Raw genomic sequence first — 24,342 nt, 5'->3', positions numbered from 1 at the left:
GCTTACACGGCGGCGAGTGCATTCCACGCCGGCTTGTGACGCCGCACCATCGGTCCCTTGAGCTTCCTGCCGATGGTCCTGGCCTCGGGGCCGTCAGGCATGACCAGCACGTCGATCTCGAGCTGGTCCAGGTGCTCGAAAATCAGCAGGCCAGCGTGATGCCGCCGGCCGCTCGGGCTGGGTCGCCGGAAGTCCGACAGACGCTTCGCGAGGCCGCCGAAGGTGTCGGTGCCTGTGCCCAGCGCCGTCACCCGGTCGCCCAGGCGGGTGCGGTAGAGACCGACGCCTTGGCGCAGGTCGGGGTGATACGTCGTGAGGCCGCCGGAGACGGGTGCCCACAGGCGGTCCCACTCGTCGATCGATTTGCCGCCGATCAGCGGCTCCTTGGTCTTCGTCTTCGTCACGGTGAGTTCCTTTCAGGAATGCGCCTGCCCACGAGCCGGCGCGAGGTGCTGTTGTTAGAGAGATCGCCTTGCCGACCCGGCCTCGACCGGGCCGGCGGTTCTGGTCTGGGACGTGCGCCGACCCCGCGCATCCAGCCGAAGCCAGCGCGCGAGGCCGGGGGGATAGTTCAGTAGGCCTGCTTCGCCGCGCCGGCCTCCACGGCCGCCAGCAGGGTATCGTTGGCCAGGTGACTGTACCGGGCCGTAGAGGCGACGTTTGCGTGACCCAGCACCTTGCCGACGGTGAACAGGTCGATGCCGCTGTTGACCATGAACGACGCCGCCGAGTGCCTCAGATCGTGGATCCGGACCCCTGGCAGACGCGCAACCCTGATCGCCCTCTGCCAGCCGTGCTTGATGCTCACGAACGGCTTCAGGGTGTCTGGATTCGGCACCAGCCATGGACACCCCTTGAAGCGCTTCAGATCGGCGATCACGGCCAACGCCGCTGCTGACAGGGGTACATGGCGCGGCTTTCCTGTTTTCGAGGTGGGGATAAGCCAGGACCGCCGTTCGACATCGACGTTCTCCCACCGGGCGTCGAGCAGTTCACGCACCCGACAGCCCGTCAGCAGCAGCAAGCTGACGATTGGCAGGAGTTGCGGGTTGTTGGACCCCGCCGCCGCCTCCTTCAGCCGGGCCGCCTCCTCCGCCGACAGGAACCTTTCGCGGGCGTTGTTCAAGGGTTTCCTGGCCACGCCGCGCGTCGGGTTCTTGTCGGCTCCCATGATCTCCCAGCGGGCACCCAGGACGAACGACCGGCCGAGGATCACGCGCATCTTCTCGACGGTCGCCGGGGCGGAGCCGGCGGCCCGCTTTTCGGCGAGCCATAGGCTGACACCACGCGGGGTGATCTCGGTGATCCGCACCTTGCCCCACCTCGGCAGGATGTGGTTCCGCATGCAGGCCTCCATGGTCGAGTAGGACTTCAGGTGAAGCTTGGCGTCGGCGAGATGCATCTCCGCCAGCTCGCTGTAGAGAGGGGTAGCCTTCACCTCGGCCTTGGTGGCGCAGGGGTTACCGCCCATCACGGCCTCTGATCTTGCCTTCTGCGCCCGCTTCTTGGCCGCCGCGAAGGTGATGTCGTCCACCTTGCCGATCTTGAACTGGCGCTGTCGGCCAGCTGCGTCGGCGTAGCGGAGGTAGTAGGTCTTGCCTCCGGTGGAGCGAACTTCCAGGACGAGGCCGGTCACTGTTTGGTCGTAGTAGTCGGTCTTTGATCGACCGGGTTCGCACACGGCGGCGGCCACGAAGGCGGCCGATAGGGTGGACTTGGCCATTGTGATTTCCTTTTGATGGGGAGTTGATCCGCGCAGGCCACCGGACCGCCGCGCCGGACGAGGGCGAGCGAGCGGCCGGGGCCGGCTGTCGGGACGGGTTGGGGGGGGGGCGGTCCCCGGGTGGGCCGCAGCGGCCGCAGAGACGACCGCCTGGAGGGCGCGGCCGGGGTCCGGATGTTGGGGCCATCGGCGGGGTCGGGGCCTACCCAGCAGGCCGCCTTATCGGCAAGATGGGTTAGGGTCAGCCGCGCCATGGGAGTTGGACCCCCGGATCGGCCTGCCGCCGACAGCCCCGGCGGGCCGCCTGCACACCGACTGGGATCGGGATGCAAGCGGGGGGCTCGTCGATCCGGTCTAGGCCGCAGGCTGCGTCGCGCCGGCTTCTCCGGGCTTGGGCAGCCTATAGATGGCCGGCACCGGTGTGGCCTTCACGGCCGGCCGCAGCCGTCTGGCCTTGGCCTTTGCTCCTGAGCGGGGGTTCCGCACGTTCCAGTCGGGCTGGTGCAGCGCCACCATCGGTGACTTCAGCAGCCGGGCGATCTCTCGCGCGTACGGCCCGGACCCGGTGATCAGCACCCAGACCTCGAGCTCATGGCGATGCTCGAAGATGAGCCGACCGACGTGATGGGACCTGCCGCTCCAGCCGAGGCGAATGAAGTCGGAGAGCCGTTTGGCAATGCCGCCCTTCTTGTCCGTCCCCGTCCCTAAGGCCTTTGACCGGCGGCTCAGGGTGTAGTGGTAGAGGCCGACCTCGTCTGTCAGCTGGGACTGGTGGCCTTTTAGACCGCCGGGGACGCGAACCCACAGCTGGTTCCATTCCTCGACAGTCTTGCCGCCGATCAGCGGTGATTGATCCTTCTTCATTCGGAATTCCTTGCAAAAATTATTGGGGAGGTGGTCGGGCCGGCGAACCGGCGTCAGCCCTGCAGCAGCCGATAAAGGGCTTGGCCATGACGGCCCTTTCGGACCTGCCAGTGATGGTTTCCAAAGCTCGGCCCGCAGTACCGTCGCAGGACGGCAAGCGCGCATTTCACCGAGACTTGGCTATCGAGGGCCGCCGTAACGGCGAGGGCCATTCGTCCTTCGTTGAAACCGCCCCCGATCAGGCTCAGCAGCGTCGCGAACACACGGGTTTCGGCGTCCGGTTCGAGGCCGTCGCTGAACGCGTCTCCATCCCAGCCTAGGTCGCTGTAGTCGTAGGGGATCTCATCCTCTGCGGCGGGCGCAGGCGGTTCTTGGGTCTCGTTGGACATGGGGTCTCCAGATTCTGTTGATTGCGTAGGGATGACCCGAGCGCGCCGGCCGTCGTCATGCGGCGGCGTCGGAGGGTCGGTCGCCGGAGCGAGTCCGGGACGGAGGCAAACCATGTGCCTCTAGATGGCCCAGGGTCGGCCTCTGGGGCGAGGGCCGGAGGGCGGGGATGGGTGGGGGCATCGCGACCCCCAGTCGGACACCGGCGGGAAGGGATTGGCCGCGTCGGAAGAGGGCTCGCGAACACGCCAGAATTTCAGGTTCGCGGCCCGCGCTCGAACAAAGACGGAGCGACAAACTGCGAAACTGAAAAGCTGCGCCCGTGGCGTCGCGCGGCTACGTCAGGGCCGGGGCACCATCTCGTAAACCTGCACCCCCCGGGGACCTGTGCGGGCGATCCACAGGTGTGTGATGTCAGTCGTCCCTGTGTGGTCTTCGAGAACGCTGATAGCGGCTCGCTGGGACACGCCGCAGGCCTTTGCGGCCTTTTTCGCCAGGGCCATTTTCCCCTCCCCTTCGCCAGCCTCGATCAGCCTTGAGATCGTTTCCATCACATCAATGTGGGAATAGTCCTCCGCGTCTGCCCTGTAGTCCTCCAACTCTTCTGGAGGGACTGGAGTGACGGAGGCCAGCTTTTCCTCGTAACTCATGCCGAGTTCATCGCCGTAAGCGTATCCGACAACGTCAGGACTATCGGCCCGCTTCTTCTCCATCTTGAACCGCACAACTCGCTGCTTTGCGTCATCCTTGGTCGCCACCAGCTCGGCAATGTAGACGGCGTCAAAGTCCTCCAGGATGTCTGTGGTGCCCTGGTACTGGGGAGCGCCGTTTGCCTTCGGATTCTTACGGGTGTGACCGAGCGCAACGATAGTGCCGCCGGCCATCACGTACTCCCGGCAGACCTGGGCGAACTCGCTGTTGTCCTTTTTGGACATCGGGTCCGTACACTTCTTGAGGGTGTCTATGATGATCAGCGTACCCCGCGCAGCGCCCTCCGTGACCGCTTGGATCATGGTCTCGACGAGGTGCTTGGTCTTCATGCCACGGCGACCGGGTGCCAACATGTGGGCCCCGGCATCCTGCATCAGCCGGTTCTTCGCTGAGAGGCCTTGGCTGCCATCGTCCCCGTTGAAGTAGAAGACGTTATTGGCATCGATAAGCCCCTCCTCAATCGCCTTGAGAAGCAAATACAGGATGATCAACGTCTTACCGGTGTTCGGCGCGGCGTAGATCATCGTGGCCTGCCCGTCCATGACGAAGCAACCGAGGAGCCGCTTGGTGTCCGCAGCCTCGGCTTCAAGTTCATCGGCGTAGCCTCGGTTAGAAAACCGGACCATCGGGTGTTGCTTCGAAAGAGCCTGAGAGCCCGGTGGCGACGGCATGGCTGGAGCTCCCTGCTGCTTCGATATCGTCGACCCTGACTCGAGCCTGCCTACGGTAGGGACACCCCCGCAGACGGGTGGGTCGCGTGGCGTCTTTCGTGCCAGCGGGATTGGCGACTTCGGCCGGAATTTCCGGCCCGGGTCATCATCTCTGGATTGATCGTTCATAAGTGCTCCATTGATTGGCCCTTCGATGAGGAAGAAGGGTTAAATCAACGGGTTTCAAAAGCCTGGGAAAAAGCTAGCCTTTTTCGTGTGTTGGCTCTTCGACGAGCACTGCGGAAGAACACAACCTGAGAGCGGATTGCTTGACCGTCCTGCTCGTCTCAGGTGGCGCGACCAACCGGTCTAGATCCTGTTAGATACCGCGGCAGTCAGCGCTCCCGCTCGCCACTCACAAGCAACTGTCGATCGGACATCTTCCTTGCATTCGCGACCAGCAACGCCAGAGCGATTAAGCCCACAACAACCAAGAAGGCACCCGGCCGCTCGCTCGCCAGACCGAACAGAAGCAGGGTGCCGAGGTACGTCAGCGTTTCGCGCGGCCTGCTGACGAGCGACAGCAGCAGCGCGATAGCCAAGGTGACCAGCAGCGCCACAAGGGCCGCCCGGGCGATCGCCAGGACGATCGCCAGCGTGAGTAGGGTGACGAGCCCCTTCACGACGCATCCGATTCGTCATCGGTCCAGAAGTGCGAGATACAGAGATAGCTGAGGCCCAACTCAACCGCAGGGCTCGCTCTGACCAGAACGCGAGTGACGCGGTCCAGCCCGGTCTCGTAGGCGATTTCAAACCACAGGCCGTGATCCACAAGCCAGTCGTAGGACGGAGGTTCGGCATGGTCGCCCGTAATGTCGAACCCCAAAGCGGCGTTGATGGTCTCTGGCGTTTCACCTCCCTCGATCACGACCAGCCGAAACCCGGCTCCCCAAGGGCGGCCTTGCTCGATATGCAACTGCCAAGCGCGAAGCCCGATCAGAGCACGAAGATCGGGGCCTAGATCGGTGTCAGAAAGTGCCCTCTCCAGAGAGGCGTTATCGGTTATCGAAAGCATGATCGTTTCCTTCAGGACAAGAAAAAGCCCGCGACGGGCGCGGGCGGGGGGTCGGCTCAGGAGCGGTTCAGGACCGCAGGATTTCAGATTTTCAGGTGCGCGCCCCGGAGCGTGCCGCGATGGTACGCTTCGAAATGCGTGCTTCAGTTCATAGTTTGTTCTCTTTCGGGTTGGGTCGATCGGCGACGCCGAGCAGGTTGAAGCGCAGGGTGAAGTCGGTGCCCGGATCGTCCGCCACGAACACCAGCAGGCCGAGGTCGTCGGTGAGGATGTAGGCGAGCTCGAACCACCGGCCGTGGTCGTTCATCCACTCGAAAGACGGCTGATCGGCCTGTTCCCACGTGATGGCGAAGCCGACGGCTTTATGAATTTCCTCAGTAGAATCATACGGCTGGACGACAACGAACTGAACGGTCTCGCCGAGGGGCTGGTGTCGGACGTCGTCGAGCTGCCAAGCCCGAAGTCCTAGAATCGCTCTGAGCTCTGGATCGAGGGTGGTGTCTGTTAGGGCGGCTGTGATGGCGGCTCGGTCGGTGAGTTTCAGCACGGGGGAGGGTCCTTTCAGGGCATGAAAAAACCCCGCAGCGCGAGGCCACGGGGGTTCTGGTTGGGTGGTGATGGGGGGCCGGAGGGTGCCGGCGGTGGTCGAGACGAAGGTCCAGAGTTTCTTGAAAGATCGCTTCGACCGGTGGCCAGGCCGGGTAGCTTCCAAGCGCTACCGTGTACCAGTGTTGAAGGCCGAGCTCGTTAGCCGTTCTTCATATAAGATACCGAGGAGTGCGCGGGAAAATCGACGAGCGCACAGGAGGGCAAGATGGCGGTAACGAAAGGCCACGGAAATCCGAACTGGAACCGTGACGAAACCATCCTGGCGCTTGAATCCTACTTCGCCTTGGAGGGTAAAAACCCGAGCGCCAAAGACCCGCTGATTATTGCCTTGTCGAAGACGCTACGCGCTCTTCCATATCACGGTGAAGCCGCCCGTAAGCCGACGTTTCGGAATCCAGATGGAGCGGCCTTTTAGGTCCAGAACCTCCGCAGCCGGGAGACCGGTAAGGGGCTAGGCAATGTCTCCCGGATGGATCGGGAGATCTGGGACGAGTTTGGCTCCAACCCTGCTGAGGTTGCCCGATTGGCGACCCTAATTCGCCAGGGGATTGCTGCGGAGCAACAGCAGACGTCGCCGGCCCAGGACGAAGCCGACGACGTGGAGTTCTATGAGGGTCGGCTCCTCACTCAAAAGCATATGCGGCGGGAACGGAGCCCAGGTCTGAGAAAGGCTCTGCTGAAGAAGAGGCAGGACAGCGGTCTGCAGTGTGACATGTGCGGAGAGACCCACTCCTCGCTGCCGCCTGACTTACGCGCTGCTGCATTCGAGGCCCACCACGTGATCCCGATCGCGTCGGTTGGTGAGGGCGTCACGAAGCTGTCCGATGTCGCTTTGCTCTGTGCTGTCTGCCACCGGGTTCTGCATCGCATGATTTCACTCAGGCGGACCTGGATCGGCGTTGCGGAGGCCAGGACGCTCCTGCAAACGCCTTTTTAGAAATCGGACGTCGTAAGAGTCTCATTTGGGTGGAGAGCAGACCTTGCGTCCAGATCGCAGAGAGAACCCTGTTCCCGCGCCTCGCCCCAACACAAGCCGCCGCCGAGCCGTTCTGCCCAACATTGTTCTGTTAAGATTGCTGCGCCGATGCAATGATCGCAGCCTGCGGTGAAGCTCGGCTTCAACGATCAGACAGTGCGAAACGACTTTTGAAAATGATCAACCGACTATCTCCCTTCGGCCGTGGACCCGGCACGCCTGGTCGCCACGCCAAATGCCCTTCAAAATGATGGTGAAGTCTGATTTTCGGCCGTTGTGGGCGATCGTCGCTGTTGGCCTGCTCGCAATAGTTTCGGCAGGTGCGACGACGGCTCTCAGCTACTCTGCCCATCTTTTCATCATCCAGGACGACGCCATGGCCCAGAGCTCTGCTGCCGGCGCCGTCTTCATTGCCGCTTTCGTCGTCGCCACTCCGCTGATCGCTGCAGGTTTGATCGTTTGGGGTCTTCCGGTCTGGTTTGTGCTGAGAAAGATGCGGCTGGACTCGGTATTCAACTCGGTCCTCGCCGGAAGCCTCTCAAGCCTGTTCCTGGTCGGGGCATGGTACTCGGTCAGCTATCCCGGCGAGCCCATACGCCTCGATGTCGCGTCGGTTTCGCTGCTTCCGATGTGCATCCTGCCCGGCGGGGTTTGCGCCTGGATCGTTCGAAGGTTTGCGTACCGGCAGATATGAAAGCCAGCTGAAGAGTTGGGCCGCGTCCCATCCATTCTGGAGTAAAAGCCGAATCCCGGCGAACATGGTCGATCTTGCCTCCACGCTTTTGCAACGTTGGACCTTGACCCGACTGGGCGTCGCTGTTCTGCTCGCATCGGCGCTAACAGGCTGTGTGACGACCTCGCCAGAGCCGCAGCCATGGCCAGAGGTATCGGAAATCAGGCTCTCCTGGATGGTCTGGGGAGAGGTTCGGGAAGAGTTACAGTACCGGCCGGCGGACAGGCCCGGTGGTGCAGACAAGGCAGTGGCGAGGCAGATTTCCTGGGCACCCAAGCCGAGTTCGAGCGCGTTCGTGGTCAGGTTCGCGACTTCGAAGGCATTCCGTTCAGTTGCGACCGGGTCATGACGGACATGCCAACCGGACGACTGGAATGGTCCCGGCAGGGTGACCCGATCCAGACCCTGGATTTCGATCTGGCCTGTGTCAGCGGCGATGCGGACGGACTGTTCGACAAGGTCGATGTGGTCGCCGGGTTACTGGCTGAGATGAGGGACCGCGACCGGTGAACTCGGGTCCGGCTCTTTGCGGGCTAAGGCGTCATCCCGGTTCAAACGCCGCCGCTGCTAGCCTTTTAGGTGCGGTCCCAGAAGCGCGTACCAGCTCGTCGACAAACGCTGGAAGTCATAGGGGCACCGCTCGGCACGCTCGGCTGTCAGCCACCCTTCTTCGATGAGGTTTGCGTAGCCCTCGGGGTTGGACCCGTAGACGAGACACGCCAGAATATAATAGCGTTGCTGGCCGAGCGAGTGTTCGGTCGCATACTGGCTGTCGTCGATCTCTCCAGCCTGTGCCGGGTCCACGTAGAAGCTGAGCGCGCCCGAAATCGCGGATTCGTCCCCGCCGTCACCGTCGAGCAGCCACCAGGCCGCGAGACTATCGACGGTGTCTTCCTCCCGGCCAGTGATCGGGATTTCCAGCACGTCGACGAGGGCGTGCCCGACTTCGTGGAAGACGGTGAACAGGAATGATCCGTTGACCGCGCCCTCGATCTCTTCCTCGGTTTCGTAATAGGCGGCGAAAACCTCACGCTCGCCCTCGAAGAGTTCGAGACACATGAGGACTTCACGCTCGTTCGGGTCGTAGAAGGCGTTACTCTGACCGCATTCAGCGAAGCGCATTCCGATATCGACGGGGAGAATGAGCCACGCATTCAGGCCGTCGGCGATATCTTCCAGCAAGCGTTCATCGCTGAGCTGTTGCGCCAGCTCGACGTAAGTGTCGCTTTCCAGCTTCGCTGGTCGCACGACGAAATCACCCAGATCCTCGCCCGCCCCGGAGAGGGCTGAGGCCCTGCTGTCATGGCTTTGAACCACTAGGCCGGCGAGCAGGAGGGCGAAGATGAGAGGCCGCGTCCCGCGAAAGAATGAGAACATGAACGGTTCCGTGTTGATAGCAGGACAACGTAACGGCGGTCGTCCAGAGCGGCAAGAGACGGTCTGCGGCGTTTGTCCCGCCACCCCGCCTCGGCGTGAGCGTCCGAGGTCCTGCCGCAGGCCCGACTGCCGCGACAGAGAGGCTAATCGCTTCCGGGACTGGGGGTCCAAGCGTCTGCAAAGGGTCGGACCACTACATTAACGTCAGGCCGAAAACCGGACATTGACCGCCAGGCCCGAGAGCAGGCCTCTCGAACCGCCGCTGGCGGCTGGGAAGCGGACGCTCCCCAGCCAGAACCGAGAGGAGGCCTCAGTATCGGTCAGCGGTAGGCGGGCTGCGATTTCGATTATTCGAGCGGTGGGTGAACCGCTTTTGCAGGATTTTACGACATGGGGCCGTCACACTCGCGGGCTCATAGGCGCCTAGCAATCCCAGGGAAGGGCCTTTGGCCAAGGCATCTGCCGATTGGGAGTGGCTCGCCTGAGGCCGCCGGCACAACACAGATCCACGTTAACGCGGAAGGCACCAGTCCCAGTGTAGTCCGGGTGCCAAAGGGGGGTGAGACTTGGCGTTTAGCAGCTTCCATCTCGGGTTCGACGCGGACTTCGATCAATCCGCTTCGGCAACGCGAGCCAAGACCGTTGAGCGTGTGCTGCTGTCGGTCGCTGTTTTTCTGGTTTCCTTGGCGCCGGTCGGCGGGTTGGCCGTCAGCTGGTGGGTTGTTTCGGTCATTGCTGAGGTCATGCTCTGGCGGTCGACCGATCCCGAATTTATCGGGCGCCGCCCCGGCGCTGCGCGGACCCTTAGGGTCGCAGCCTCGGCCGTCGCCGCAAGCGCTTGGGTATTTTGCGCCCTGCTGATGTGGTTCGCCGGTACTCCCGTCTCAACCCTGCTGGCCATCGCTCTGTTGGCCGCCATCGCTCTTTACATCATCGCATCCTGCCACGAGACGCCGATCCATATAATCGCGGCGGGTACGCCTCCTGCCTTGGGCCTGTTGTCGCTGCCGCTCTGGCTGCCCGGCACCTTGACGGACCGGATCCTGCTGAGCTTGTCCATGGCGCTACTTGTCTCGTTCGGGGTCAGCTCGGCTATCCGCTCCTGCAAGGCTCATACACGTCTCAAGCAAACGGCGGCGTTGCTCGAGGAGCAGACCCACGAAGCCCAAGCCGCCAATCGAGCCAAGAGCGAGTTCCTCGCAAACATGAGTCACGAAATCCGCACCCCGCTGAACGGCGTGCTGGCGGTCACTGACGCCCTGTCACTCACGTCTCTCTCCGCTCAGCAGCAGACCATGCTGGGTCTGATTTCGTCGTCGGGGCGGGTGTTGCAGCAGCTGTTGTCCGACATACTCGATCTTGCCCGGATCGAGACTGCACGGATGGAAATCAACCCGGCGCCCTTCGATCTGGGCAGGGCTGTGCAGGACGTCGTTCAGTTGCACGCGGCTACCGGCGAGGCCGAAGGGCTGGAGATCATTCTTGCGCTGCACGACGAGATTGACGTTCGGGTGCTCGGCGACGTGGTGCGGTTCAAGCAGGTCCTGACCAATCTGATTTCCAATGCGATCAAGTTCACCAAGGCGGGTCACGTCCGGGTGACTGGCTTGCGAGAGATGACGAATGGCTCACACCGCTTCCATTTCTCGATTGAGGATACGGGCGTTGGCTTCGACGAAGAGAGCGCAGAGCGAATGTTTAATAGGTTTGAACAGGCCGACAGCTCGATCACGCGGCGGTTTGGCGGCTCCGGTCTCGGCCTTGCAATCTCCAGCCAACTCGTCGCACTCATGGGGGGTGAGATTTTCTGCAAAAGCGAGCCCGGACGGGGCTCGACCTTTCGTTTCGTGGTTCCGCTCGAACTTATGGAATCGACGGAAATCCGGCCCGAACCGGCGCCCCCCCTTGCGGCAGCGCTACAGGGACCAGCTCGCCGGCTCCGTGTCCTTGCTGCGGACGACCACCCAACCAATCGAAAGGTCGTGGAACTGGTCCTGTCCCAAGCTGACGTCGATCTGGTCCTGGTCGAGGACGGTGCCATGGCAGTTGAAGCCGTTTCCAATCAGTCCTTCGACGTCATTCTCATGGATATGCAGATGCCAGTCATGGACGGGTTGACGGCGATCCGGGCGATCCGCGCCATCGAGGCCGCCGGGACGCGGGCGCGGACTCCGATCATCATGTTGACCGCCAACGCCCTGCCCGAGCACGTCGTGCAGGCGACTGCGGCTGGAGCCGACCGTCACATGGCCAAGCCCCTAAACGCCGCCGAACTGCTGAACGCTTTAAGTAACCTCGAAAGCTTGGCCCCGTCGGAGCTGAACGACGTCGCTTGAAAGGCTCCCGAAGCGAAGTCTCTGTCTCTCCAAACTTGGTCTCGCGGTAGTTGCCCCGCGCGATGGAGAGCGGACCGCTCAACGTCAGCTACGGGTCGGACCACGACATCGGCGTCAGGCCGAAGACCAGACATTGACCGCCAGACCCGACAGCGGACCTCCCGACCGTCGCTTAAGGGTGGTCAGCAGACATGCGAACGGCCCAGATGTCGCCAGCGGAGCCGTTGAGTTAGTTGGACAGAGTGCCTTAAGGCGGCGGGCCTGAACGCAGCCTGACCTTTGCCTTACCGCTGGTCAGCGGCTGATCTGCCTGGCCTCGTTGGCCATGGGATCCAGGGGCAGCGGAGGTGTGCGAGTCGTCTAGTATCGGCCGCCGGTATAGGCGCGATGTTCTTCGCGCTCAGACGCCGTCGCCGGTCGAACGGAAGCGGCAAACGCCCGACACGCGCTGATGTCGCCGCCGTCGCAGGCGACCAGTACACGGTGAGGGAGTTCAGCGCGCGGACCGGGGTTGCCGCGCCGGGCCACGGGATTTTCCCAGTCGTCCATCGCGCTGATTCCGCCATCCACAAACGACCAGGCACCTCCGGTTGAAAGGCCTGCTTCGATGGTCCGGCACGCGGGCGCGTGGCCGCTGCTGCAGGCCGTCTGATTGGAGGGCATGGCTCTGCCGGCGACTGCCCCCCCGGTGATCGCGCTAACCTGCCCGGTACCCAACACGCTGGCCTGAGGTTGAGCCGGAGCCGCCTGGCCTTCGCGCGGACCGGAGCGCGCCGACTGTTGACCCGCGTTCGCGCTGCCGACAATCGCGATCAGCGCGGCCGAGCCCGCCACACTCGCCCACGCTCGCTTTGAAATAGATCTTTTCATGTCGTCCTCCCAAAAGCTCCCGGAAAAGGGAGCGCCCAAAAGGCCGGGTTGTCGAGGTTTCTGTTGAGCGTTGCTATTCCAGCATTTGCAGCCAGGGCCACACGGTCAGGGCGACCGTGACCGCGAAGGCCAGAATCACTAGGCCGATCCAGAACCTAGCTGGCCTCGGCTGACCTCGACAGCGAGGCCGCGCTCGATCGCCACGACATCGCGATCGAGGCGTGGGGCGAGGATGAGTCGAGGTCGGTCATAAGCCCGATGCCCGATAGCGGACTTTCGGCCGATGCGCCGTAACCGGACATCGTGCAGGTCTGTTTAGGGTCGACAAGCGTCATTGGCCCCCGGCCAACTTTCGGACCTTGGAGGAGTCGCAGTTCGAGCCAGTCCTTCCGGAAGGCCTTCCCACGTGGGACCCACCACCGCGCCCAGCCGGAAGGCACTTCCGCCTCAGGCCGGGTCCATGTCCTACGGGAAGAGGTGGTGCCGCTTAGGTGACTCGAACACCTGACCCCCGCATTACGAATGCGATGCTCTACCAGCTGAGCTAAAGCGGCCTGTCGGCTGAGGCTGAGCCTCGGCGACGGAAGCGGCTCTTTATACGCTGACCCCCGGCTTGCCAAGCGCTGCGAGCAGGGCGTCTTCGGTGGGCGCGGCGGCGACGCGGACCTCGGCGAAAGGCAGGCGCTCCAGCGGAGCGGCGGCGGCGGGCGAGATGGCGACGGCGACACGCCCCTCGGCCGCCTTCGGCGACAGGCTCCCAGCCAGGGCGCGGCCGGCGCGGGAGGAATGGATCAGGACGGCGTCCCAGGCCCCGGGCGCGGCCACGCCGGTTTCGCGCGCCTCATAGACAGGCAGGGTTCGGATTGCGGCGGCATCGCCGACGGCGGCGCGCAGGTCTCCGGCGGGCTCGGCAGCGCAGGCGTGCACGATCGTCAGGCCTCGCGCCTCGGCGCAGATCATGGCCGCGAGGTCGGCGAGGTCGCCGTCGGCGGAGCTGATGATCGCGAAACCGGCCTCTCTCGCCGCGCGGGCGGTGGCCTCGCCGACGGCCAGGACCGGCAGTGTCCGCGTTTCAGACAGGGCGGCGAAGGCGGCGACGCCGTTGACGCTGGTGAAGGCCAGGGCCTGAACGCTGCTCAGGTCAAGCGCCGCGGGCAAGGTGTGGATCTGGAGAAGCGGCGCGACCAGTGGCTCAAATCCCGCCGCGGACAGTCGCCTGGCGGTGCGATCGGCGCCAGGGCGCGCGCGGGTGACCCAGACGCGGGCGATCGCGCTCAAGCTTCGACCGGCAGGCTCTGATCGCCGGCGGCCCTATGGACCTGATGCCCCAGGTGTTCGCCCATGGCCTGGGCCGCGACGGTCAGGTCGCCCTCTGTCACAGCCATCCCGCCCGCCCGGCGCCAGCGGGCTGTGCCGTCGGGGGCCAGCATCTCGGTGGTCAGGGTCAGATGGCCGTCAGCGATGACCGCGTGGGCCCCGACGGCCGTGCGGCAGGAGCCCTCCAGCGCCACCATGGCTCCGCGCTCGGCGGCAATGCAGAGAGCGGTGGGCCGGTGGTTCAGGTCGGAGACCCAGGCGTGGTCCGTGTCGTGCTCGCGGGTTTGCAGGGCGAGGGCGCCCTGGCCGGGAGCGGGCAGGAAGGCGTCGACGGACAGATATCCGCGTACGGCGTCCGACCGGCCCAGCCGGTTCAGCCCGGCGGCGGCCAGAAGGATGGCGTCGAACTCGCCCTCGGCGGCGCGACGCAGGCGGGTGTCGATGTTTCCGCGCAGCATCTCGATCCGGAGGTCGGGGCGCAGGGCCAGGGCCTGGGCCTGACGCCGAAGGGAGGCGGTGCCGAGACGGGCTCCATGGGGCAGGGCGTCGAAACCGTCGAAGTCGCGGCTGATGAAGGCGTCGCGGGCGTCTTCGCGTTCGGGAATGGCGGCCAGGGCCAGGCCGGGCGGCTGTTCGGCGGGGACATCCTTCATCGAATGGACGGCGATGTCGACGCGGCCGTCGAGCAGGGCCTCCTCGATCTCCTTGGTGAACAGGGCCTTGCCCCCGACCTCCATCAGGCGCCGGTCCTGGATGCGATCGCCGGTGGTGACGATCTCGACCAGCACGACCTCGGTCAGCGGCAGGTCCATGGCGGCAGCGATGGCGCGCTGCACCATGCCGGACTGGGCCAGGGCCAGGGCGGAGCGACGGGTGCCGATGCGGATCAGGGGGGCCATTGAGTTGCGCGGGTCCGGCGGGGTCGCTACCTCGACCCGATGAGTATGGGCGCGGACTATAGCAGCGAGACCGGGGCGACAACCAATCCGGCGAAGGGCGGCGACCTGACGGTGCTGGGTATCGAGACCAGCTGCGACGAGACGGCGGCCTCGGTCGTGCGACTGACGCCGGACGGGACCGCGACAGTGCTCTCCTCGGTGGTCCACTCCCAGATCGACGATCATGCGGCCTTCGGCGGCGTGGTGCCCGAGATCGCGGCCCGCAGCCATGTGGAGATGATCGACGGCGTCGTGCGTCGCGCTATGGCCGATGCGGGTCTGGGTTATGGCGAGCTGGACGGGGTGGCGGCGACGGCGGGGCCGGGTCTGGTCGGCGGGGTCATGGTGGGGCTGGGGTTCGGCAAGGCCGTGGCGCTGGCGCGCGGCCTGCCGCTGGTGGCGGTCAATCACCTGGAGGGGCATGCGGTGTCGGCGAGGCTGGGGGCCAGGGTGGCCTATCCCTTCCTGCTGCTGCTGGTCTCAGGCGGTCATTGCCAGCTTCTGGAGGTGCGTGGCATCGGCGACATGAGCCGGCTGGGCACCACCATCGACGACGCGGCCGGCGAGGCCTTCGACAAGATCGCCAAGGCCATGGGGCTGGGTTACCCGGGCGGCCCGGCGCTCGAGAAGATGGCGGAGGGCGGCGACGGCGCGCGCTTCGACCTGCCCAGAGCGCTGCTGGGTCGCAAGGACTGTGATTTCTCCTTCTCGGGTCTGAAGACGGCCGCATCGAGACTGGCCCAGACCTGCGCGACGGATCAGGACCGGGCCGATCTGTCCGATGCCGTCCAGAACGCCATTGCGCGCCAGCTGTCGGAACGGTCCGATCGGGCGATGGCCGACTATGCCGACAAACACGATCACCGGCTGTTCGTCGTCGCGGGCGGGGTGGCGGCCAACCGGACGGTGCGACGGGTGCTGGAGGCGACAGCGGCGAAACGGGGTTTCGGCTTCCTCGCCCCGCCCATGGCCTATTGCACCGACAATGCCGCCATGATCGCCCTGGCCGGTGCGGAACGGCTGCAACTCGGTCTGGTCTCGGACATTGACGCGCCGGCCCGGCCGCGATGGCCGCTGGACGAAGCGCGCGCCCTGGCCGATCCTGTGCATCCGACCGGGCGCAAGGGCGCGAAGGCTTAGGCTGGTACGCCAGAACGGCCTCAAGTCGCCGAGCGCCGCGAGCGAGGCGTTAGGCCAAGGAGAATGTATGCAGTTTCGCACCGCAGGGGTTCTCGGCGCAGGGGCCTGGGGCACGGCCCTGGCCCTGGTCTGCGCCCGCGGCGGTCTGGACGTCATCCTGCAGGCGCGCGAGCCCGAGGTGGTCGAGAGCATCACCAACCGCCGGGTCAACGAGGCCTTCCTGCCGGGCGTGGTGCTGGACGACCGGATCTCGGTCACCTCGGAACTGGCAGCCCTGGGCGCCTGCGACCTGGTGCTGGCGGTGCCGCCCGCCCAATTCATGCGCTCGACGCTGGACGCCTATGCGCCCCACCACCGCGACCGCGCGCCCATCATTCTGTGCTCCAAGGGGATCGAGCGCGGGTCGCTGAAACTGATGACCGAGGTGCTGGCGGAGACGATCCCCGGTGCGCCCGCCGCCGTCCTGTCGGGACCGAGTTTTGCGGCCGATGTGTCGAAGGGGCTGCCGACTGCGGTGACCCTGGCCTGCGCGGACGTCGTGCTGGGTGAGGCGCTGATGGAGACCCTGTCGGGGCCCGCCTTCCGGCCCTATCTGGCGACCGACCTGATCGGGGCCGAGGTCGGCGGGGCGATCAAGAATGTCCTCGCCATCGCCTGCGGCTTGTCGGAAGGGCGTCGGCTCGGCAAGTCGGCGCACGCGGCCCTGATCACGCGCGGCTTCGCGGAGATGACGAGGCTGGGCGTGGCCCTGGGCGGAGAGCCGGAGACGGTGGCGGGCCTGTGCGGGCTCGGCGACCTTGTCCTGACCTGCTCCAGTCCGCAGTCGCGCAACATGAGCCTGGGTCTGGCGCTCGGCGAGGGCCAGACCCTCGTGCAGGCGCTGGCCGGCAAGCGATCGGTGGCCGAGGGCTACGAGAGCGCGCCAGCCGTGCGCGAACTGGCGCACAAGATGGGCGTGGAAATGCCGATCTGCGAGGCGACGGCGGCTCTGCTGGCCGGTGAGACCACGGTCGATGCAATGATCGAGGGACTGCTTTCACGACCGCTCAAGGCCGAGCGGGAATGACCGACACGGCTCCAGCCGAGCGCAAACGGGTCTGGACCACACCGCCGAACGTGGCCCTGTGTGCGCTCGAGGACATCAGGGAGCCCGGCTCGCGCGGCTTCGTGCTGCAGATCGGCGAGGCCTTCTTCCACGGTTTCGTGGTGAGGAAGGAGGGCGAGATCGCGGGCTGGGTCGATCGCTGCCCGCATCAGGGGTTTCCGATCGCCATCGAGATGGACCGCTATCTGACCCCGGACGGGTCGCTGATCCTGTGCGGCTGGCACGGGGCGGTGTTCGAGCCTCTGTCGGGCGCCTGCGTCGGCGGTCCATGCGCGGGCGGCAGGCTGACGCCGTGGCCGGTCAAGGCCGAGGGCGGGATCATACGGACCGCCGCCCCCGACTGAGAGTTCAGCCCTTTTCGTCGCCGCCGAAGGCTTGATCGACCTCGTCTTCCTTGATCCGTTTGGACGGATCGCCGGGCTGGTTGAGGTTCTGTTCCTCGGTGCCGTCGCCCAGCATGCCGGGGTGTTTTTCGTTTTCCTGGGTCTTGGGGTCGGCCATGGTGATGGCTCCTGTTTCAGACCCCCGACCAACGTGCGGCCGACGTCGTCGTTCCTAGAGCTCAAAGGAGAGCGGACCTGGAGGTCCGCTCTCCAAGGGCGCCGCAACCCACCCGTCGAACGTTCTAGCGCTTCAGCCGTTTCGCATTGGCCACGGCCACCGAATGGATCGGCTTCAGCGCATCGGCCTGGGCCTTCAGAAGTTCGGTGTTCAGGGTCAGCATCTGGCCCGCAGCCCGGCTCCACCAGGCGACCGCATAGTTGTAGTGGGCGGTCGCGGCGGCCTGGGGCGAACCGGCCCCGGCGATCGCGGAGGCGGCGCGTTGGGCGTGACCGACCTCGTCCATGGCGGACTTCGATACGCGGGCAGCGAGGTCGCCCAGATTGCCGGCGATGGCGGCGGCCGAGGCGCTCATGGCCTCGACCTTTTCCGAGCTCATCAGATGCATTTCGGCCATGTCGGCCTTCATCGGATTGGCCAGGCCTTCGGCCATGATGTTCAGCCGGGCGGCGATGACGTCGGACGCTGCCCGCATCATCTCCCCGCCGTCGGCGGCGGTGCTCGCGGCCGAATGGGCGTTCTTTACCGCGCGCTTGCCGTCGCGGATCGTCTTGTCGAGCATGGTCATGCGACGGGCTTGGGCCGGTTTCTTCAGCCGGGCAAGACTTCATCGGCGAAGGCGGCCACGTCGCGGATCAGGGCGGGCACGGCGGCGTCGATGATGCGCTGGCCTTTCTCCGGGCTGGCCTGGCCTGGATCGGAACCGATGCGGCCGTCGGGGAAGCGCGCGCGGTAGTCCAGGGCGTCGCGGATCGGGCCGTTCGGCGCGATCTTTGGCGAGTATTCCGCCGTCTTGATCCGGTCGGGATACGCCGCCTGGGTCACCGCGATCTCGGACGGTGTGGCGTGCATGCCGTGGCCGGTCGGGAAGATCTGGTTGCACAGGCTGTGGACGCCCGGCAGGTCCCACCAGTTCTTCAGCTTCAGGACATAGGGGCAGGGTTCCTCCAGGAACGACCATTCGGCGTAGAGTTCGGAGAAGGTCGCCTCAATGGTGGCGAGATTGCCGCCGTGGCCGTTGAGGAAATAGATCCGCTCGAACCCGTGGCGGCTCAGCGATGAGACCCAGTCGGTGATCGCGGCCATGAAGGTCGAGGGGCGCAGGCTGATCGTGCCCGGGAAGGCCAGATGGTGCTGGGCCATGCCGATGTTGAAGGTCGGGGCGATCACCAGGCCGTCGTCGGCCTTCTCCGCCGCGTGGGCGATGATCTCGGGACACATCCAGTCGGTGCCCAGAAGGCCGGTCGGGCCATGCTGTTCGTTCGAGCCGATGGGCACGATGACGGTGCGTGCGCCGCTCTTCAGGCGCGCGTCGATCTCGGGCCAGGAGGAACAGGCGATCAGCATGGCGGCACTCTCTGTTTTGGCGCTACGCTTGCGACACGGTCGGTCGCGACTTGAGCGCGGCAAGCGGAAGCGGGAACTGCCCCGTCCTTACGCCCGGTCGGTCAGGGCGCGAAAGCCCGGACGAAGCGCTCGGCGGTCTCGCGGGCGCGGCGGCTCTGGTCGATGTCGGGCTCGTCGACGCCGAGGATGCCGCGCAGATAGCCGTGGCCCATGGTCATGCCGGTGAACATCTCCGCCGCCGCCGTCGGATCGGGGACCCGGAGGGCGCCTTTGGCGTCCTGTTCGGCCAGCCACGTCGACAGCCGACGCAGGCTCTCGCCCGGCCCGGCGTGATAGACGGCCTGGGCCAGGTCCGGCGCCTGGGGCGAGATCAGGGCGACCCCTCGCATTGCCGAACGCCCTTCGGCCGTACACAGTTTGTCGAGCATGGCCTGGCCCAGGGCAGTCAGAACCTCGACCGGCTCCCCACCGGACCGGAGTGGGGCGGTGATCGCCTCGGAGCGGCGCTCGGCCATGGCCCGGCCGATCTCCACCTTGGAGGCGTAGCGGTTGTAGAGAGTCTGTTTCGACACCCCGGCCCGGCGCGCGATCTGCGCCATTGAGGCCGCGCCGCCCTTCTCGGCGAACAGGGCCATGGCGGCCTCCAGGATGGCCTCCGACTTCCTTTCGTCGATCTGGCCCATGACCCGGGGCATCAGTGCGCGTCCATGGGTGGCGGCGTTCCAGTGCCCTGTTTCACCGGCCGGGCCAGTAGTGTCAGGAAGGCGCAGGCCGCGCAGCCCAGGGCGAGCATGGCGAAGGCGTCGCCGAATGCGAGCGTGGTCGCCTGTCGCTGCAGCATCCCATAGACCGCCTTCATCGCCGCGCCTTCGGGATCGATGGAGCCTGACATCATTGTGGCCATGCCGGTCAGCATGTCCTGCATCTGGATCGAGGTCTGCGGAATGGCCTGGGTCAGTTCGCTCATGTGCAGGGCGGTGTTGGTGGTCAGGGAAGTGTTCAGGAAGGCGAGCCCGAAGGCGCCGCCGACATTGCGGAACAGGTTCACCAGGCCGGAGGCGTTCTTGACCATGTGCGGCGGCAAGGTCGACATCGTGACCTGCTGGGCCGCGATCATGGCCAGCATGACGCCGACGCCACGCAGGGCCTGGACTCCCGCGAACTCCCAGAAACCCCATTCGGTGGTCACCGCGTGGGCCTCCCACATGCCCCAGGCGCACAGCATGAAGCCGCCGAACATCAGGATCCGCAGGTCGAGAATCCGCACCAGCCGCCCTGCGAACGGACCCGTCAGGAACATGGCGAGGCCCGAGACGACCATCGTCGTGCCCACCTCGGCCGGCGAATAGTCGCGCACCCGCGCCAGGAACAGCGGCAACAGGAAGGTGCCGCCGAACAGGGCTGCGCCGACCGTGAAGGTCATGATCACCCCCACCAGGAAGTTGCGATTGTTGAAGGCTCGCAGTTCGACGACCGGATTCCAGTAGACCAGCGAGCGCCAGATGAAGGCGGGGCCGCACAGGCCGGCGATCACCGACAGCAGCAGGATCTGGTCATCGGCGAACCAGTCGTTCTTCGACCCTTCCTCCAGCACGAACTGCATGCTCATCAGGAAGGTGGCCATCAAGCCTAGCCCCAGCCAGTCGAAACCCTTGGACAGCGAGGGGTCGCCCTTGTCGAAATTGGCGTAGCGCCAGACCAGGAAGAAGGACAGCAGGCCGAACGGCACATTGATGAAGAACAGCCAGCGCCAGCTCAGCATCTCGGTCAGGTGACCGCCCAGCGTCGGACCGACGGTCGGGGCCAGAGTGACGATCAGGCCGATGAAGACCGAGGCGGTGACGCGTTTGGACGGTGGGAAGGCGGTGAAGGCCACGGCGAAGACGGTCGGGATCATGGCCCCGCCGACGAAGCCCTGGATGGCGCGGAAGAAGATCATCACCTCGACCGAGGAGGACAGGCCCACGGCGATGCTCATCAGGACGAAGCCGCCGCAGCTGAACAGGAAGACCTTCTGGGTGCCCCATAGCCGCGACAGATATCCCGACAGGGGGATCATCACGACCTCGGGGATAAGATAGGCGGTCTGGATCCAGCTGATCTCGTCGGCCGAGGCGCCGACGCCCGACTGGATCTGGGGCAGGGAGGCGGCGACGATCTGGATGTCCAGGATGGCCATGAACTGGCCGATGACCATCCCGGCGAAGCCGAGGATCAGGAAGGTCCAGTTGATCTTCGGCTCGGCGGCCGTCGGAGCCGCGCCGTCGATGACGGCCGCGGTCATTGCGCGCTCGTGGTTCCGGCGTCGGCGAGGCGCGTCTGGCCCGTAGCGGCTTCGGCGAAGGAGGCGCCGCCTTCGCTCTTCAGGTCGACCCTGACCTCGACCGAAAGCCCGGGCCGCAGGGCCGCGCCGCCTTCGGCACGATTGACCAGGATGCGCACGGGCACCCGCTGGGTGATCTTGGTGAAGTTGCCGGTGGCGTTCTCGATCGGGATCAGGGCGAACTCTGAGCCTGTCGCGGGGGCGAAACTGTCGATCCGGCCGGTCAGGTCCACACCGGGGAAGGCGTCGGCCTCGATGTGCACGGTCTGGCCCAGACGCAGGCGACCCAGTTGGGTCTCCTTGAAGTTGGCGACGATATAGGTGTCGCCCAGGGGCACGAGCGACAGCAACTGGCCCCCGGGGCGGACATACTGACCGGCCCGGACGCCGCGCGCACCGACGACGCCGGCGGCGGGGGCGCGGATCACGGTGCGGTCCAGGTTGATGCGGGCCTGCTCGACGGCCGAGCGGGCCTGATCGACGGCGGCCAGGCTCTGCTGGCGGGTCGAGCCGAGGACGCCGGCGGTACGCTGTTCGGCGACCAGGGCCGCCTGGGCCTGGGCGACGGAGGCGGCGGCGGTCTGGGCTCCGGCCGTTTCGGTTTCGATACGTTGCTCGGAGACCCAGCCCTGACGTTGAAGGGCGGTGTAGCGATTGACCTGGGCCTGGGCGAGATCGGCCTGGGCGCGGGCCTGGGCGACCCCGGCGGCGCGCGAGGCGATCATCGCCTGCTCCTGGGCCGCGCGGGCGTCGACATTGTCCACGGCGGCCAGCAGGGCCGCGAGATTCGCCTCGGCCGCCGCGAGCTCGGCCCTGGCGTCGGCGTCATCGAGACGGACCAGGACCTGTCCCGCCTGGACCCGCTGGTTGTCGGTCACCAGCACCTCGGCGACATAGCCCTCAATCTGGGGACTGACCAGGGTGACGTCGGCCTGGACGAAGGCGTTGTCGGTGGTTTCCCACCGCTGCTTGTTCTGCCACCAGACGGCGCCGCCGATGATCAGGCCGATGGCGACGACGCCTCCGACGATGAGCGGGAGGCGTTTCTTCAATGCGGGAGCGAGGGCCATACGGTCGAGTCTCTAAGGATGGAGCGTCAGGGAGGACGGCTGTAAAATGGACCCAATCGTCCATAAATCAATCCCCTTGCGACGCGACGGGAACACGTCATGTTTCGCCCTGTTCCCCATGCCCCTTTGAGCCTGCCGATTTCCCTCCCCTCCTCCATCGATGTCGCCGTGATCGGCGCCGGGTCCGCCGGACTTTCGGCCGCGCGTCGTCTTGCGAGGTCGGGTGTCGCTGTCGTGGTCCTGGAGGCCCGCGACCGGATCGGCGGGCGGGCGTTTACGGCGACCCACGAGGGGATGCCGGTCGACCTCGGCTGCGGCTGGCTGCACTCGGCCGACGTCAATGTGCTGGAAAAGATCGGGCGCGAGGTCGGGTTCACCATCGACGAGACCCCGCCGCCGTGGCGTCAGCAGGCCTTCAACCTGGGCCTGACGCCGGCCGAGCAGGCCGAGTTCGCCGAGGCCTTCAACGCCTTCGACGAGCGCGTGGCCAAGGCGGCCAAGGCGGGCGACGACCGCGCGGCCTCGACTCTGTTCGTTCCGGGCGAGCGCTGGAACGAGCGAATGGACGCCATATCCGGAGCCCTGAACGGGGCGAAATTCGCCGAGGTCTCGACCCTGGATTACGACGCCTATGAGGACACCGGCGTCAATTATCGGGTGGTCGAGGGCTACGGGTCCTTGATCGTTGCGCTGGGCGAAGACGTGCCGGTGGTGCTGAACTGCCCGGTCGAGCGGATCGACCGGTCGGGAGCCCGGCTGACGATCGAGACGGCGCGCGGGGTGATTGAGGCCAGGTCCGTGATCCTGACCCTGCCGACCTCGGTGCTGGCGTCAGAGGCCGTGCGGTTCGATCCGCCCCTGCCGGACCTGATCGAGGCGGCGGCCGGCGCGCCCCTGGGCCTGGCGTCCAAACTGCATCTGGCGGTCGATGGAGCGGAGGAGTTCCCCGAGGACAGCCAACTGTGGGGCCGCACCGACACGGCCCAGACCGGCGGCTATCATCTGCGTCCGTTCGGGCGGCCGCTCATCGAGGGCTATTTCGGCGGCGATCTCGCCTGGGGACTGGAGGCCGAAGGCGAGGGCGCCTTCTTCGATTTCGCCGAGAGCGAACTCTCGAACCTGCTGGGCTCAAGTTTCCGCAAACGCATCCGCCCTCTGTCGACCTCGATGTGGGGCGCCGAGCCCTGGTCGATGGGCGCCTATTCCCACGTCCTGCCGGGGCTGGGCGACCGCGAGACCGGCGCGCGGGCGCGTCTGGCGCGGCCGATCGAGGACCGTATCTTCATCGCCGGCGAGGCGACGTCGCACGGCTTCTACGGCACGGCCCACGGCGCCTGGATGGAGGGTGAGCGCGCGGCCATCGAGGCGATCACGGCCTTGGGGCTGGACCCGCGCCTGTCCGATCCCGAGGCGCGCTGAGATTGGCGAAGCGGACAAAGGTCACCGGCAAGCCGACCGGTCTCGCCCGCAAGCCCGGCAGCGTCATGACCGGCGCGCCGATCCCGATCTTCGCCTTTCCACCCGACGGGGACCGCGTCGAGGACATCTTCACCCGCCTGGCTCGCGTCATGCCGGAGCCGAAGACCGAGCTGAACTTCACCGACCCCTTCACCCTGGTCGTCGCGGTCGCCCTGTCGGCCCAGGCGACCGACGTCGCGGTCAACAAGGCCACCGATAAACTGTTCGCCTTCGCCGACTCCCCGGGGAAGATGCTGGAACTGGGCGAGGCGGGGCTGGTCTCCTTCATCGCCTCCATCGGCCTGTACCGGAACAAGGCGAAGAACGTCATCGCCCTGAGCCGCATCGTGCTGGAGCAGCATGGCGGCGAGGTGCCGCTGAACCGCACCGACCTCCAGGCCCTGCCGGGGGTCGGGCGAAAGACCGCCAGCGTCGTGCTGAACGAACTCGGGATCGAACCGGCCATCGCCGTCGACACCCATGTCTTCCGCGTCTCGCACCGGCTGGGCCTCGCCAATGCCGCGACGCCGGACAAGGTCGAGGACCAGCTCCACCGCATCGTCCCCGAGGCCTTCCTGTCCAAGGCCCACCACTGGCTGATCCTGCACGGCCGCTACACCTGTACGGCGCGAAAGCCCAGGTGCGAGGCGTGTGTAGTCAGCGACCTGTGTCCCTCGCGCGGGCTGATGGCGGGGCTCCAGGTTCTGTTGACCGTTACCTGAGCCATCTGATGCCGACGAGAGGTTGGTCGCCGTGGTCTATCTGCTGGCGC

At 65.8% G+C, this 24,342-nt stretch carries 28 protein-coding genes and 1 tRNA gene; 10 read left to right on the top strand and 19 right to left on the bottom strand.

What is annotated here, in order from left to right; translation table 11 throughout:
- Nucleotides 1-2 precede the first annotated feature (2 nt).
- The 8 genes from ACP7AB_RS14105 to ACP7AB_RS14070 form a co-directional block, all read right to left on the bottom strand.
- A complete protein-coding gene (locus ACP7AB_RS14105) occupies nt 3-404 on the bottom strand; it encodes a hypothetical protein (RefSeq protein ID WP_425992350.1) in 402 nt (133 codons plus the stop codon).
- 167 nt (nt 405-571) lie between these two features.
- Nucleotides 572-1,723 carry a tyrosine-type recombinase/integrase gene (locus ACP7AB_RS14100; RefSeq protein ID WP_425992352.1) on the bottom strand — a complete coding sequence of 384 codons (1,152 nt, stop codon included), beginning with the start codon at nt 1,721-1,723 and terminating at the stop codon, nt 572-574.
- Between the two features lie 354 nt (nt 1,724-2,077).
- Complete coding sequence (locus ACP7AB_RS14095) at nt 2,078-2,587, bottom strand: hypothetical protein (RefSeq protein ID WP_425992354.1); 510 nt, start codon at nt 2,585-2,587, stop codon at nt 2,078-2,080.
- Between the two features lie 53 nt (nt 2,588-2,640).
- Nucleotides 2,641-2,976, bottom strand: coding sequence for a hypothetical protein (locus ACP7AB_RS14090; RefSeq protein ID WP_425992356.1), 336 nt, complete (start codon nt 2,974-2,976; stop codon nt 2,641-2,643).
- Between the two features lie 339 nt (nt 2,977-3,315).
- On the bottom strand, nt 3,316-4,311 hold the full coding sequence (locus ACP7AB_RS14085; protein ID WP_425992358.1) for an AAA family ATPase: 996 nt from the start codon (nt 4,309-4,311) through the stop codon (nt 3,316-3,318).
- A 419-nt stretch (nt 4,312-4,730) separates the two neighbouring features.
- Complete coding sequence (locus ACP7AB_RS14080) at nt 4,731-5,018, bottom strand: hypothetical protein (protein ID WP_425992360.1); 288 nt, start codon at nt 5,016-5,018, stop codon at nt 4,731-4,733.
- Entirely contained in the window at nt 5,015-5,410 is a 396-nt protein-coding gene (locus ACP7AB_RS14075) for a hypothetical protein (protein WP_425992361.1), read from the bottom strand. The genes ACP7AB_RS14080 and ACP7AB_RS14075 overlap by 4 nt, the downstream gene beginning before the upstream one ends.
- A 148-nt stretch (nt 5,411-5,558) precedes the next feature.
- Nucleotides 5,559-5,957: a hypothetical protein gene (locus ACP7AB_RS14070; RefSeq protein ID WP_425992363.1), complete on the bottom strand. Its 399-nt coding sequence runs from the start codon at nt 5,955-5,957 to the stop codon at nt 5,559-5,561.
- 267 nt (nt 5,958-6,224) lie between these two features.
- Here ACP7AB_RS14070 and ACP7AB_RS14065 point away from each other — a divergent pair, with 267 nt between their 5' ends.
- From ACP7AB_RS14065 to ACP7AB_RS14050, 4 genes are all read left to right on the top strand, one after another.
- Complete coding sequence (locus tag ACP7AB_RS14065) at nt 6,225-6,434, top strand: hypothetical protein (RefSeq protein WP_425992365.1); 210 nt, start codon at nt 6,225-6,227, stop codon at nt 6,432-6,434.
- Nucleotides 6,435-6,488: 54 nt separating this feature from the next.
- Nucleotides 6,489-6,956, top strand: a complete 468-nt coding sequence (locus ACP7AB_RS14060) for an HNH endonuclease (protein ID WP_425992367.1) — start codon at nt 6,489-6,491, stop codon at nt 6,954-6,956.
- Between the two features lie 274 nt (nt 6,957-7,230).
- On the top strand, nt 7,231-7,689 hold the full coding sequence (locus ACP7AB_RS14055) for a hypothetical protein (RefSeq protein WP_425992368.1): 459 nt from the start codon (nt 7,231-7,233) through the stop codon (nt 7,687-7,689).
- 180 nt (nt 7,690-7,869) lie between these two features.
- Nucleotides 7,870-8,238, top strand: coding sequence for a hypothetical protein (locus tag ACP7AB_RS14050; RefSeq protein WP_425992370.1), 369 nt, complete (start codon nt 7,870-7,872; stop codon nt 8,236-8,238).
- Nucleotides 8,239-8,295: 57 nt separating this feature from the next.
- Here the strand turns inward: ACP7AB_RS14050 and ACP7AB_RS14045 are convergent, their stop codons facing one another.
- Nucleotides 8,296-9,105 (bottom strand): DUF4344 domain-containing metallopeptidase, encoded by an 810-nt coding sequence (locus ACP7AB_RS14045; RefSeq protein WP_425992371.1) that lies wholly within the window; start codon nt 9,103-9,105, stop codon nt 8,296-8,298.
- Between the two features lie 566 nt (nt 9,106-9,671).
- Between ACP7AB_RS14045 and ACP7AB_RS14040 the strand changes: the two genes are divergently transcribed.
- Entirely contained in the window at nt 9,672-11,441 is a 1,770-nt protein-coding gene (locus ACP7AB_RS14040) for an ATP-binding protein (RefSeq protein WP_425992373.1), read from the top strand.
- A 360-nt stretch (nt 11,442-11,801) separates the two neighbouring features.
- On the opposite strand, the gene ACP7AB_RS14035 is transcribed toward ACP7AB_RS14040, so the two are convergent.
- The 4 genes from ACP7AB_RS14035 to hemC all read right to left on the bottom strand — a co-directional run bounded on the left by ACP7AB_RS14035 (nt 11,802) and on the right by hemC (nt 14,527).
- Nucleotides 11,802-12,311, bottom strand: coding sequence for a hypothetical protein (locus ACP7AB_RS14035; protein ID WP_425992375.1), 510 nt, complete (start codon nt 12,309-12,311; stop codon nt 11,802-11,804).
- Nucleotides 12,312-12,789: 478 nt separating this feature from the next.
- A tRNA-Thr gene (locus tag ACP7AB_RS14030) sits at nt 12,790-12,865 on the bottom strand.
- 40 nt (nt 12,866-12,905) lie between these two features.
- Nucleotides 12,906-13,589 (bottom strand): uroporphyrinogen-III synthase, encoded by a 684-nt coding sequence (locus tag ACP7AB_RS14025; protein WP_425992377.1) that lies wholly within the window; start codon nt 13,587-13,589, stop codon nt 12,906-12,908.
- On the bottom strand, nt 13,586-14,527 hold the full coding sequence (gene hemC / locus ACP7AB_RS14020) for a hydroxymethylbilane synthase (protein WP_425992379.1): 942 nt from the start codon (nt 14,525-14,527) through the stop codon (nt 13,586-13,588). The genes ACP7AB_RS14025 and hemC overlap by 4 nt, the downstream gene beginning before the upstream one ends.
- A 45-nt stretch (nt 14,528-14,572) precedes the next feature.
- On the opposite strand from hemC, the gene tsaD reads away from it, so the two are divergent.
- The 3 genes from tsaD (at nt 14,573) to ACP7AB_RS14005 (ending at nt 17,155) form a co-directional block, all read left to right on the top strand.
- On the top strand, nt 14,573-15,706 hold the full coding sequence (gene tsaD / locus ACP7AB_RS14015; RefSeq protein WP_425992381.1) for a tRNA (adenosine(37)-N6)-threonylcarbamoyltransferase complex transferase subunit TsaD: 1,134 nt from the start codon (nt 14,573-14,575) through the stop codon (nt 15,704-15,706).
- A 67-nt stretch (nt 15,707-15,773) separates the two neighbouring features.
- Nucleotides 15,774-16,772, top strand: coding sequence for an NAD(P)H-dependent glycerol-3-phosphate dehydrogenase (locus tag ACP7AB_RS14010; protein WP_425992383.1), 999 nt, complete (start codon nt 15,774-15,776; stop codon nt 16,770-16,772).
- The gene (locus ACP7AB_RS14005) at nt 16,769-17,155 is read left to right on the top strand and encodes a Rieske (2Fe-2S) protein (protein WP_425992385.1); all 387 of its coding nucleotides are present in this window, start codon (nt 16,769-16,771) and stop codon (nt 17,153-17,155) included. The genes ACP7AB_RS14010 and ACP7AB_RS14005 overlap by 4 nt, the downstream gene beginning before the upstream one ends.
- 4 nt (nt 17,156-17,159) lie before the next feature.
- Here the strand turns inward: ACP7AB_RS14005 and ACP7AB_RS14000 are convergent, their stop codons facing one another.
- The 6 genes from ACP7AB_RS14000 to ACP7AB_RS13975 form a co-directional block, all read right to left on the bottom strand.
- Nucleotides 17,160-17,312 (bottom strand): hypothetical protein, encoded by a 153-nt coding sequence (locus tag ACP7AB_RS14000; RefSeq protein ID WP_425992387.1) that lies wholly within the window; start codon nt 17,310-17,312, stop codon nt 17,160-17,162.
- A 124-nt stretch (nt 17,313-17,436) separates the two neighbouring features.
- Nucleotides 17,437-17,940 (bottom strand): phasin family protein, encoded by a 504-nt coding sequence (locus ACP7AB_RS13995; RefSeq protein ID WP_425992389.1) that lies wholly within the window; start codon nt 17,938-17,940, stop codon nt 17,437-17,439.
- 23 nt (nt 17,941-17,963) lie between these two features.
- Nucleotides 17,964-18,719, bottom strand: coding sequence for a creatininase family protein (locus ACP7AB_RS13990; RefSeq protein ID WP_425992391.1), 756 nt, complete (start codon nt 18,717-18,719; stop codon nt 17,964-17,966).
- Between the two features lie 101 nt (nt 18,720-18,820).
- Nucleotides 18,821-19,414 (bottom strand): TetR/AcrR family transcriptional regulator, encoded by a 594-nt coding sequence (locus ACP7AB_RS13985; RefSeq protein ID WP_425992393.1) that lies wholly within the window; start codon nt 19,412-19,414, stop codon nt 18,821-18,823.
- The gene (locus ACP7AB_RS13980) at nt 19,414-21,003 is read right to left on the bottom strand and encodes a DHA2 family efflux MFS transporter permease subunit (protein ID WP_425992395.1); all 1,590 of its coding nucleotides are present in this window, start codon (nt 21,001-21,003) and stop codon (nt 19,414-19,416) included. Before ACP7AB_RS13980 ends, ACP7AB_RS13985 begins: the two co-directional genes overlap by 1 nt.
- Nucleotides 21,000-22,112, bottom strand: a complete 1,113-nt coding sequence (locus tag ACP7AB_RS13975) for an HlyD family secretion protein (RefSeq protein WP_425992397.1) — start codon at nt 22,110-22,112, stop codon at nt 21,000-21,002. Before ACP7AB_RS13975 ends, ACP7AB_RS13980 begins: the two co-directional genes overlap by 4 nt.
- A 99-nt stretch (nt 22,113-22,211) precedes the next feature.
- Between ACP7AB_RS13975 and ACP7AB_RS13970 the strand changes: the two genes are divergently transcribed.
- On the top strand, nt 22,212-23,531 hold the full coding sequence (locus ACP7AB_RS13970; protein WP_425992398.1) for a flavin monoamine oxidase family protein: 1,320 nt from the start codon (nt 22,212-22,214) through the stop codon (nt 23,529-23,531).
- Nucleotides 23,528-24,292 carry an endonuclease III gene (nth, locus tag ACP7AB_RS13965; protein ID WP_425992460.1) on the top strand — a complete coding sequence of 255 codons (765 nt, stop codon included), beginning with the start codon at nt 23,528-23,530 and terminating at the stop codon, nt 24,290-24,292. The genes ACP7AB_RS13970 and nth overlap by 4 nt, the downstream gene beginning before the upstream one ends.
- Nucleotides 24,293-24,342: the final 50 nt, after the last annotated feature.

The organism is Brevundimonas sp. TWP3-1-2b1, assembly GCF_049896165.1.
Taxonomy (GTDB): Bacteria; Pseudomonadota; Alphaproteobacteria; order Caulobacterales; family Caulobacteraceae; genus Brevundimonas; species Brevundimonas subvibrioides_B.
Note: the sequence above shows the minus strand (reverse complement) of the source record. Positions and strands in the feature narration are given on the sequence as shown.